Consider the following 11,110-nt stretch of genomic DNA (forward strand, 5'->3'; position numbering starts at 1 on the left):
ACATGATGAAAAATTTAAAGAATCCTAACCAAAACCCATTTGAATTAATTGAAAAACTTCAACAGCAAATCGTTGAATTGACGGCGAAATTACAATGGTATGAAGAACAGTATCGTCTTAGTCAAAAACGAAAATTTGGCTCTTCAAGCGAAAAAACAAATCCTAATCAATTAGAACTACCTTTATTCAATGAAGCAGAGGTAGAGTCTAATGTAAAAGCCGAAGAGCCAACTGTTGAAACAATTACATATCGTCGTAAAAAGAAACGTGGTCAACGTCAAGCTACGTTTGAAAACCTGCCTATGGAAACGATTGAATATCGTTTACCCGAAGAAGAGCAGGTCTGTTCGTGTTGCGGTGAAAAAACACACGAAATGAGCACAGAAGTACGACAAGAATTAGTGATTATTCCGGCTCAAGTCAAAGTTTTAAAACACGTTCGATATGTCTATGGATGCCGTCATTGTGAGCGTAATGAAATAGAGACACCAATCGTTACAGCACCTGCCCCAAAATCTGTGTATCCAAAAAGTTTAGCTTCACCGTCAAGCATGGCATATATTATGAATCAAAAATATGTAGAGGGGCTACCTCTATATCGCCAAGAACAACAGTTCAAACGATTAGGTGTGATCTTATCCAGGCAAACCATGGCCAATTGGATGCTTTATGGTGCCGAAAAATGGCTTGCGCCAATTTATCAACGAATGAAAGAGCATCTCCTCTCTAAAGACATTCTACATGCGGATGAAACAACTGTTCAGGTTTTACATGAACCTGGAAGGTCAAGCACATCGAAATCTTACATGTGGCTTTATCGGACTGGAAGAGAGGATCCACCACTTGTCCTTTATGACTATCAGGAAACTAGAGCAGGAGAACATGCCAAAGAATTCCTAAAAGGGTTTAAAGGATACCTGCATGTCGATGGATATGCAGGATACCATAAGGTATCCGGCGTAACATTAGTTGGATGTTGGGCTCATGCCCGCAGAAAGTTCGATGAGGCTTTAAACGTACTTCCTGAATCCAAACGTCATTCAGCAGTCACAGCTCGGGAAGGACTCAATTTCTGTAATCAGCTATTTGCCATCGAGCGTGATTTGAAAGAATGTACACCAGAAGAACGATATAAAAAACGACTTAAACACAGCCAACCATTGTTGGAGGCTTTTTCAGCATGGCTAAAAACAGAGAAAAGCAATGTTTTACCAAAGAGTCTATTAGGTCAAGCCATTACATACTGCCTCAACCAATGGGAAAAACTCGTGGCATTTTTAGAGGATGGACGTTTAGAAATCGATAATAATCGAAGTGAACGATCCATTAAACCATTTGTGATCGGAAGGAAGAACTGGATTTTTAGCAATACTCCGAAAGGAGCTAAGGCCAGCTCAATCATTTACAGTATTGTGGAGACAGCAAAAGAGAATAAATTAAATCCATTTTATTATCTTCGCTACTTATTTGAAAGGCTTCCCAATATGGATATAAGCAATATGGATGAGCTTGATCAACTACTTCCTTGGTCCAAAACAATTCCTTTGAATTGTCGGGTTTTTAATAACTTATCACAATAATAGTATTTAATCCCTATCATTAAAAGGTGGGGATTATTTTACGCTTACTTGAAAAACACCAACACGAGTTTCGTGTAGCGAAGATGTGCCAAGTATTAGGTGTTGCAAAAAGTGGATATTATGCTTGGAAAAAGCGTGAAAAGAGTTAACAAAAGAAACGAAAAGAAAAGCTAGCAGCTAAGATTAAACGTGCACATTTAGAATCAAGAGGCCTATATGGTAGTCCTAAAATTACAAAGGTACTTAACGAACGAGGTAAAGTCATGGATATCCGGATTCAGTTGCAAGAAGCTCTTGCGGAATGCGAACGTTTAAGGAAAGAAAATGAATATTTAAAACACATTCTTTCAACGATGATGCAAAAGAAAGAAAAAAGTAATTCTGTAACTACGGCTAGTTCTATAGTCAACAACCAATCGTCCCCTGAAGAAAAGATACGATTATTCAAGCGGCTTTTTCGAGGACGGACTGATGTATATGCGGTTCGCTGGGAGTCAAAAAACGGCCGTGCGGGATATACACCTGCCTGTGCCTATGAGTGGCAACCACCTCTTTGTCGAAAACCGGAGATCAAATGCAGTGAGTGTCCGCATCGAATATTGCTACCGCTAAATGATCAAGTACTGTACGATCATTTAAGCGGAAAGCATACGGTTGGAATTTATCCGATGCAAAAAGATGAAACGTGTTTCTTTTTGGCGATTGATTTTGACAAAAAGAATTGGCAAGAAGATGTGTTGGCGTTTGTTTGTGTATGTAAAGAGTTTTCCGTACCGTATAGCATTGAACGATCAAGATCTGGGAATGGTGCACACGTATGGATTTTCTTCTCCGAAGAGATTCCTGCTTCATTAGCTCGCAAAATGGGAATGACATTGCTCACTAAAACAATGGAAAAACGATATGAAATAGGTTTAGACTCCTATGATCGATTATTCCCGAATCAAGATACGCTTCCAAAAGGCGGATTCGGAAATTTAATCGCATTGCCGCTTCAGCGAAAGCCAAGGATAAACGGCAATAGTGTATTTGTCGATGAATCCTTTACTCCTTATCCAGACCAATGGCTGTATCTATCTTCTGTTCAAACGATGACAAAAAAAGAAGTACAAGATGTGGTACAGCTTTACGAAAATAAATCTATTACTGTAAACGAAGTTTATCCAGAGAAAATTACTATTGAATTAAAGAATGGTCTATACATTCCAAATGATAGAGTCCCCTCTTCTCTTTTAACTAAGTTGACGAAACTAGCAACATTAGCGAATCCTGAATTTTATAAAGCTCAGAAAAATCGCATGTCTACATACGGAATACCACGAGTGATTAATTGCTCTTGGGATGAGGAAGGATATTTAGTCTTACCGCGCGGCTGTTTGGAGGAGGTTATTAACCTTTTATCGTCATTATCCATTCAAACTGAAATCATTGATGATCAATTCGATGGCCAGACAATTGAGGTGGAATTTCAAGGTGAGTTAACTTCTCAGCAACACGATGCCATATCGCAATTATTGAAACACAATACAGGTGTTTTTTCAGCAGCCACTGGTTTTGGTAAAACAGTTATAGCGTCCGCTCTTATTGCGGAACGAAAAGTTAATACGCTAGTCATCGTTCATCGGACACAGTTGATGCAACAGTGGTTGGAGCAATTATCAACGTTTCTTAATATTTCATCAAAAGAAATCGGACAAATTGGCGGCGGAAAAAACAAAATAACAGGAAAAATTGATATAGCAACCATTCAAAGCTTAAATTACAAAGGTCAGTTGAAGTCATTTATTACCCGATATGGCCAAATCATTGTCGATGAATGCCATCATATTTCTGCCTTTAGCTTTGAGAAAGTGTTAAAACAAGTTCGCGCCAAGTATGTGTATGGGCTAACGGCTACACCGATTCGTAAAGATGGTTTACACCCTATTATTCACATGCAATGTGGTCCTATTCGTTATAAAATTGACGGGAAAACCCAAGCAAAAGTAAGGCCATTTATTCATCGTTTAATTCCGAGGTATACGAACTTTACGTCCTCACACAACGATATTCAGCAACTTTATAAAGAAACAGCACTCAATGAACAGAGAAATCAGCAATTATTTGATGATGTGTTATCTGCGCTTGAAGAAGGTCGTTGTCCGCTAATCTTAACAGAACGAATTGAACATGTTGAAATTTTAAAGCAATTATTTAAAGGATTTGCTAAAAATATTATTGTACTCTCCGGGAATATGACGAAAAAAGAACGGATGGAACAATTGCATCGACTTTCTTCCATTCCTGATGACATGGAAAGATTAGTGATTGCAACAGGAAAATATATCGGTGAAGGATTTGACGATGCGAGGTTAGATACTCTATTTTTAGCCATGCCGATTTCATGGAAAGGCACCCTGCAACAATATGTCGGACGCTTGCATCGAATTCATGCAAATAAACAAGAAGTACGTGTATATGACTACGTGGATAAAAACATCCCGATGATGCAAAAGATGTTTGAAAAAAGATTGGCGGGATACCGCGCCATGGGCTATGTGTTAGATGAAAAAAACACTTTGTACAACGAACAGATGAAGTTGTTTTAATCTTAGTTATAGAAATGTGTGTATGTTTCATTTCACTTCACTTACACAAGATTACGATTAAATTAGCAGAACCCACCTCGACTCTTACAATGTGTACCAAGGTGGGGCTTTTTTATTTATGGGGGTTAGAAAATACAGCAAATGTTAAACGTCCAACTACATTTGATGAGCAACTAGAGATTTTAACTCAAGTTTGACACCATTTCACTACATGTGGATAACTAAAGGTGATTATACCAATAGTTATCCACTTTTTTTATCGAAAATATAATCATTATGTAGTGTTATGTGGATAACTTTTGTATATCCAATAATATGTAATATATGTTATACTATTAGTGCTATGTATATTCGAATTAATAAGCAAAAAAATAAAAATGGTTCAGTTCGTCAATATCTACAAATATGTCGTACTTTTCGTGTAGACAATAAAGTTCGGCAACAAACGCTTTGTAATCTAGGGAGGTTAGAACATTTATTAGAGAATGGCTCTGTCGATAACATAATCGAGGGATTAGCCAAATTTTCAGAGCGTTACTTTGACCGAATTCACGGGTAAGGCTCTTCCTCTTCTGTCTCCGTGCTTTGGACGAAAGAGTTTGGGCCGGTTTATCTGTTCCGAAAGGTATGGGAAAAGTTAGGGCTTGGTCGGCTATTACGTAAAATCATGGATGATTCCGAGGCTGCTTCTCAGTATGACGAAGCCATTTTTGCTATGGTGTTAAACCGTCTCATGGATCCCAATAGTAAACATTATATCTTCAAACAATGGATCGACACGATTTATGCAGAAGGTCTTTCAGACATCCAACTCCATCACTACTATCGTGCATTAGACTTCTTAAGTGAACAAAAAGAAAAAATTGAGGAACAACTTTATGGACATTTAACCGATTTAACCTCATTAGAAGTAGATATCGTGTTTTACGACACGACAAGCACCTATTTCGAAGGAGAGGAAGCAGACGAACTGCTGGCTCACTATGGTTACTCCAAAGATCATCGTGGAGATCGAAAACAAGTCGTGATTGGCTTATTAATGACCAAAACAGGGATTCCGATTGGACATCAAGTCTTCCCTGGAAACATGCATGATACGAAGACGTTTGGCATGGTGGTTGAAGACCTGAAGAAGCGCTATCCTATTCAGAAAGTCATTCTAGTGGGAGACCGCGGAATGGTTAGTGAAGCCAACTTAGATCAAATTCGTGAACTGGGCATGGAATATATTGTGGGTGTCAAATTACGAAAGTCGAAGAAAGCCCAAGAGCTATTATCCATCCGTGGGCCATATAAGAAGGTTCTCCCGAATCTAAAAGTGAAGTCAAAGAAAATCGATGGCGAAACGTATGTACTCTGTTACAATCCGGACGCTGAAGAACGTGATCGAGCGAGTCGTCAAGTCGTGTTAGAAAACCTTCAATCGAAGCTTGATGAACTCGGTCCATCTGGACTCGTCAAAAACCGTGCGTATTCCAAGTTTTTAACGATAGAAAAAGCATCGGCCAAAATTGATGAAGAGAAGGTATCCAATGACGAAAAGTTTGACGGAAAGTACGCCATTCGTACCAACTCGTCATTAACGGATGAAGAGGCAGCACTTGCCTATAAAGAGTTGTGGAGAGTGGAACAAGCCTTTCGTAACCTGAAGTCGAATCTAGAACTTCGCCCGATGTACCATCGAGTGGAATCTCGTATTCGAGGCCATATCATGGTTTGTTTCCTTGCGCTTGTCATGGAATCCTTTTTGGCCTATAAGCTAAAAGAAATAGGATGCCAAACAAGTGTAAAGGATATTTTGCATGATGTAAGCCAGATGAAGGCCTCGAAAATACGCGTGAATGGTGAAGAGCAAATCGTTCGTACAGAATTACAAGGTCAAGCAAATCTAGCATTTGAAGCACTTGTCACACAAGCGCCTCCTAGAGTATTAGAAAAAAACACGTGCCACTAACAAGTGTAGTGGTACGTGTTGTGGGTAAAGTCCAAAACACCAGTATTTTCGGGCTTTTCTTTAGTGTACTCTGTCAAACTTGAGTTTAAGAGAACGCCGGTTGAAAATAGATAGTATGGATTTTTAACGACAGTAAATTATTATCGATTATCATCTTCTATGCTAACTCAAAAAGATTTGGTCTTTAAAAATATCCACTCTAATTTTCAATTAGTAACTGCTCAACATGTAGTTTTAACTTAGGAATCTTATTCTGAACAACATCCCAGACAATTCGATAATTAATGGAGAAATAGCCGTGAATTATCATATCTCTCATGCCAGCCATAGGGTTGTTTTACATACACCACCCTTCATATTTAGAAAAAAAATCACTTTGCCCTCCGACATTTAAGATTCCTCTCTATAGAAGTGTTGATATCTTATGCTCTACAGCCTTTCTTTGATAACTATTTGTCAAGTAGATTTATTAGCTACATAAACTAAAAGTTTTAACTTATAACCGAATGAAACGGCATGTCCCTTATTTTTGGATAAAGTAGGCCTATATATACACCCCAAACAATATCAAAAGTCATCAAAAATATTTGTCGAATTCTGTTGTAAAAAACAAAAAAGACAGAAGCTATGACAACTTCTGCCGGAAATGAATAATTAACCATTTATCTTCTCTGGAATCCTTGCAAGCTTAATTCTGCCTATAAACCGCTCCTAACCCTTTAATCGTCTTATTCGAATCGACATCATCGTGTGGGATTAATAAGTATACCCATTCTTTGCCGCCGTTTTCGCGGGCGTGTTTAGAAGCGTGTTGGCACCAGGTGATGGCAGCTTGGGCTTTCAGTGCTACTTCCTGGTCTTCTTCGATTCTGTTTGTTGCCTTGATTTCGCATAAATACATTTTTTCATCTGTTTCAACAATGAAATCCGGGATGTATGCTTGTGTTTGATTATAGTAAATTTTGATATGATTTTGCGTTGGTTTCAGCCATTTTAAAACGGACGGATCGCTTTCACAAATTACGGCAAATTTTCGTTCAGCGTCAGATTCAAATTTTTGTGTTCGGTACAGGCATTTCTTAAAGCCACCAAAACACATACTGCGAATCGCCGCTTTATTTGCTACTGGCTGTCGGAAATCACGTACTTCCTCATTGGCGTCCACGGCTACGCTGCTGCTTTTTAATGTATCAAAACCAACTCGAACGATGACCTCATAATTTGTCGGCTCTTCATAATAATGCTCTTTCATCTGCGCGTAAATTAACTGTGCTAAACGTTTTTGATTGTAAACAACTACATTTTTTACATCATCTTCTGTTTTTAAATAACTGCGAAGATACGTAATCAATTGTCCCGATAGCTTATACAACAATTCAGCATGATCTTCATAAGAAACAGCCGGATAATCCATTAGGTGAAAGACAAGATAATCTTCTAAACGCTCTTCTGTTGTATTTACATCTTTTTTAATTTGTAACACTTCTCTTTGATGAGTACGCAAATGCTCAATCAAAATATTTTCAGCAACTGGTTGCAGTTTCGGAATTAAGCTGCAATCTAAATCAAAATCGTGATAGCCCCATGAGATTTCTCCGGTCGGCTGCAAGATAATTCTCGGGATTTCGATGGACAGATCAGGAAGTAAACCAACTGCTTTTGCAACCATTTCCTCAATCACTTTTTCGGGTTCTTCCTCAAATAAAGACAACTGGGATACCGTATAAGTTTCCTTAACATCACTAATAATTTGTTGTTGGACGGCAGGATCTTTTAGTTGTTTAGAACTATATAACGTTTGTTGCTTGGCAATGGCTCTTACAACGGTTTCCGCAATATTTTTCTTGATTTCTAGTTTCTTTTCCTCTTCAGGAGTGGCGGATTCCTTCCTTCCAACTAACTCATCGATTAATGATACTTCTACGTTCGATTCGATTGTGATTAATTTCTTTTCTGTCTGTGCCACATCACGGCCAATGACAACCCCGCGACGAATAATGGAATTCGGATTATTCGCCTCATCAATAATTTCTTGGAATTTATCATGAGCAATAATTGTTAAACGATCGACTGCCGGCACCCCTGTGCGTTTTCCGTATGGAAGACGGAGACCGCGACCAATGGACTGTTCCACTAACGTCTTTGAGTTTGCGGCACGGAGTGGAATAATCGTATACAAATTCGTTACGTCCCATCCCTCTTTTAACATGTTCACATGAATGACAATTTCAACTTTTGAATTTGGATCCTCAAGAGCAAGTAATTCTTTAATTGTTTCATCTTTTTCTTCGCCACGCTGATTGGAATGAACAGTAATGACTTTTCCTTTATAACGCCCATCAAAAAAGTCATCGCTTTCAATAATATTCATAAGTTCTTCGGCGTGATTCGTATCTTGGGCAACGACAAGAATAAACGGCTTTACTAATTTTTCGTTGTTTTCCCGAGCGTACAACTCTAACTCTAATTTCGTTTCTTCATGGACACGGATACCGTCTTCTAATTTTAAACGTTCTAACTCTCGTTCGTTGTCGAATTTTACTGGATTAAAATTTTCCCTCGTCGCTACAGCCGGCTCTTTCACATAACCATCCTCCATTGCTTTATACAAAGGATAGCTATAAATCACGTTTTTAAAAGGAATCGTCTTATTTCCGCTTTCCACCTGTGGTGTAGCTGTTAATTCTAAGCCGAGAATTGGGTTTAATTCATTAATTGCTTTAACCCCAGCAGACGCGCGGTAACGATGCGATTCATCCATTAATAGAACAAGATCAGGAAGGGATTTCAAATAATCGAAGTAACTCTCCCCTAAATACTCACTTAACCGCTTAATTTTTGGCGATTTTCCGCCTCTCACTTCACTATTAATCTTAGAAATGTTAAATATATTAATATTCACAATCTCTGGATCATCTAAAAAAAGTGCCTGTTGAAAATAGTTATCCCCGGTAATAATGTTTGGCTGTTTATTAGCAAACTCGGAAAGCCCTTTAAATACATATTTCGGTGTATTTGGCGTAAAATCTTGGATTAATTTTTCATAAATTGTTAAGTTAGGGGCTAAAACAAAAAAATTACGAATTCCTTTTGCAATATGTAAGTAAGCGATAAACGCTCCCATTAAACGTGTTTTTCCGACACCGGTTGCCAACGCAAAACAGAGCGAAGGAAACTCTCGTTCAAAATCAGTCACTGACGGGAATAACCCATTAACAGCCTCTAGCTTTTCTTTCAAAGATTCGGGATCATTATGTTTATTTAAGCCGAAGTGTTCAATCACTTCGGCAAGAATTTCAAGTGATTCTTTTTGTGGTTTTCGAAGACTAAGCCGGGATGAAATAGCACTAACGATACGATTCATCTCTCTTCCCCCTAAAATAGCTCTAATTGTTCCGGTTCTTTTTCTTTCATTGGTAATTCATTAATTTTTAAACTATAATCGTCGCGACCAAATTCACACTTGTTTAAAATTGCCTGTGGGATTTTTTTAATCGTTACTTGCGGGAAATCATCGATATTAACATTAAATGCTTTGCAGCAAATTAATAATGTTTCATTTTCTTTCATTTGTTCAACGATTCCCTCAACCATTTGCTGCGTAACAAGCTGTGTTGTTGTATAAATAAAATCATTCTCCGTCGATTGACCTTGCTTCCAAAACACTTCTGGATCAGGATTGTACGTAAATCCTTCATGTTTGCACATTGCTTCCGCCAGCATTTCCGCATTGTATTCCGGATTGATAATCCAATTACCAAATTTATCTTTCTTTAACAGGCTTGGCGCCAACTTGTAATAGCGGAATCCGCCTCCGCCTTGCCAATTCACCGCTTTACTAATTCCTCCTTGATCGGTCCCATCGATCACTTTCTTCATTCGCGGAATAATATGCGTATGGCAATGCTCACCAAGTTCTATCATAATCCAACGACGCCCCATTTTATGAGCCACCGCACCAGTCGTACCTGAACCGGCAAAAGAATCAAGAACCCAATCTCCTACGTTTGTTGCAAGTTCAATTATTCGCTGAATTAATCTTTCTGGCTTAGGAGTAGCAAATTTCTCTTCATTTGATACAACCCTAGCAACTTCATTTGTAGCTTCTCTTGTAGTACCCACCTCATTGCCAAACCAAATAGTTTCAGGAACCCTTCCTTTTTGCTCAGATAGATATATTTTTCTTAGAACTCTTGTTTCGTTTTCAACAAAAATAATTTCACCAGAATCCACCTTTTTCCAGAATGTTTCTTCATTCCATCTCCAACCGTTTTCCGGTGGTTCAATAACATTTCCGTTTGGAGTTATAACTTTATATCTTAAATTTTCACGATAGTTCGGACTCCTTACATCCCCGCTTCTCCAAGGACCTTTGGGATCATTATCCGGATTTCTATATGCCGTATTATGTTCCTCCGTTCTAGGTAGACGATTTAATACGAATTTTTCTGATTTTCTATATACGAGAATTGAATTATGATGTAAAGAGAAAAACTTAGCATCATTTTTAGACTGTACGCTATGTTGCCAAATAATATTTGCTAAAAAATTGCTTCTGCCGAAAATTTCGTCACACATTACTTTTAAATAATGTAGTTCTGTATCATCAATTGCTATCCAAATAGAACCATCATCGGACAACAAATTTTTTAATATTTCTAGTCTACTCTTCATCATATTTAACCAAATAGAGTGCTCCAATCCATCATCATAATGCTCAAATGCATTTCCTGTATTATATGGAGGATCGATAAAAATACATTTTATTCTCCCTGCAAACTCCTGTTCCAACGCCTTCAATGCTAACAGGTTATCGCCGAAAATAAGCCGGTTATCAAAAATATCATTTTCCGTCACTCGTTCCTTCGCGTGATAAGAAAGTTCCAGATCTTCGAGAAGAATGCGCGGTTCAAGCTTTGGTTGTTCGTCTTTGCCAATCCACGTTAGTTCTAGTTTTTGTTTTTGAGCCAATGTACTCCCTCCTATTG

General features: G+C 38.2%; 5 protein-coding genes and 2 pseudogenes. 4 read left to right on the plus strand and 3 right to left on the minus strand.

The window, feature by feature from the left end; translation table 11 throughout:
• Positions 1 to 2 precede the first annotated feature (2 nt).
• The 4 genes and pseudogenes from tnpC (at position 3) to RI196_RS10015 (ending at position 6,122) form a co-directional block, all read left to right on the plus strand.
• The gene (gene tnpC, locus RI196_RS10005) at positions 3 to 1,580 is read left to right on the plus strand and encodes an IS66 family transposase (protein WP_094245431.1); all 1,578 of its coding nucleotides are present in this window, start codon (positions 3 to 5) and stop codon (positions 1,578 to 1,580) included.
• A gap of 56 nt (positions 1,581 to 1,636) precedes the next feature.
• Positions 1,637 to 1,837, plus strand: a pseudogene (locus RI196_RS18735) (IS3 family transposase); the annotation flags it as partial.
• A 6-nt stretch (positions 1,838 to 1,843) separates the two neighbouring features.
• Positions 1,844 to 4,168: a TOTE conflict system archaeo-eukaryotic primase domain-containing protein gene (locus RI196_RS10010; protein WP_311066173.1), complete on the plus strand. Its 2,325-nt coding sequence runs from the start codon at positions 1,844 to 1,846 to the stop codon at positions 4,166 to 4,168.
• Positions 4,169 to 4,511: 343 nt separating this feature from the next.
• Positions 4,512 to 6,122 (plus strand): annotated as a pseudogene (locus tag RI196_RS10015) (IS1634 family transposase).
• 199 nt (positions 6,123 to 6,321) lie between these two features.
• Here RI196_RS10015 and RI196_RS18575 read toward each other — a convergent pair.
• The 3 genes from RI196_RS18575 to RI196_RS10025 form a co-directional block, all read right to left on the minus strand.
• Complete coding sequence (locus RI196_RS18575) at positions 6,322 to 6,450, minus strand: HepT-like ribonuclease domain-containing protein (protein ID WP_375338748.1); 129 nt, start codon at positions 6,448 to 6,450, stop codon at positions 6,322 to 6,324.
• Between the two features lie 360 nt (positions 6,451 to 6,810).
• Entirely contained in the window at positions 6,811 to 9,486 is a 2,676-nt protein-coding gene (locus tag RI196_RS10020; RefSeq protein WP_311066175.1) for a DEAD/DEAH box helicase, read from the minus strand.
• Positions 9,487 to 9,497: 11 nt separating this feature from the next.
• Positions 9,498 to 11,093, minus strand: coding sequence for a site-specific DNA-methyltransferase (locus tag RI196_RS10025; RefSeq protein WP_311066176.1), 1,596 nt, complete (start codon positions 11,091 to 11,093; stop codon positions 9,498 to 9,500).
• Positions 11,094 to 11,110: the final 17 nt, after the last annotated feature.

This window comes from Aeribacillus composti (genome assembly GCF_031760945.1).
Classification (GTDB): Bacteria; Bacillota; Bacilli; order Bacillales; family Aeribacillaceae; genus Aeribacillus; species Aeribacillus composti.

Coding starts and splice junctions, on each gene's coding strand:
- tnpC (WP_094245431.1), top strand. CDS start 3: ATGATGAAAAATTTAAAGAATCCTAACCAAAACCCATTTGAATTAATT.
- RI196_RS10010 (WP_311066173.1), top strand. CDS start 1,844: ATGGATATCCGGATTCAGTTGCAAGAAGCTCTTGCGGAATGCGAACGT.
- RI196_RS18575 (WP_375338748.1), bottom strand. CDS start 6,450: ATGGCTGGCATGAGAGATATGATAATTCACGGCTATTTCTCCATTAAT.
- RI196_RS10020 (WP_311066175.1), bottom strand. CDS start 9,486: ATGAATCGTATCGTTAGTGCTATTTCATCCCGGCTTAGTCTTCGAAAA.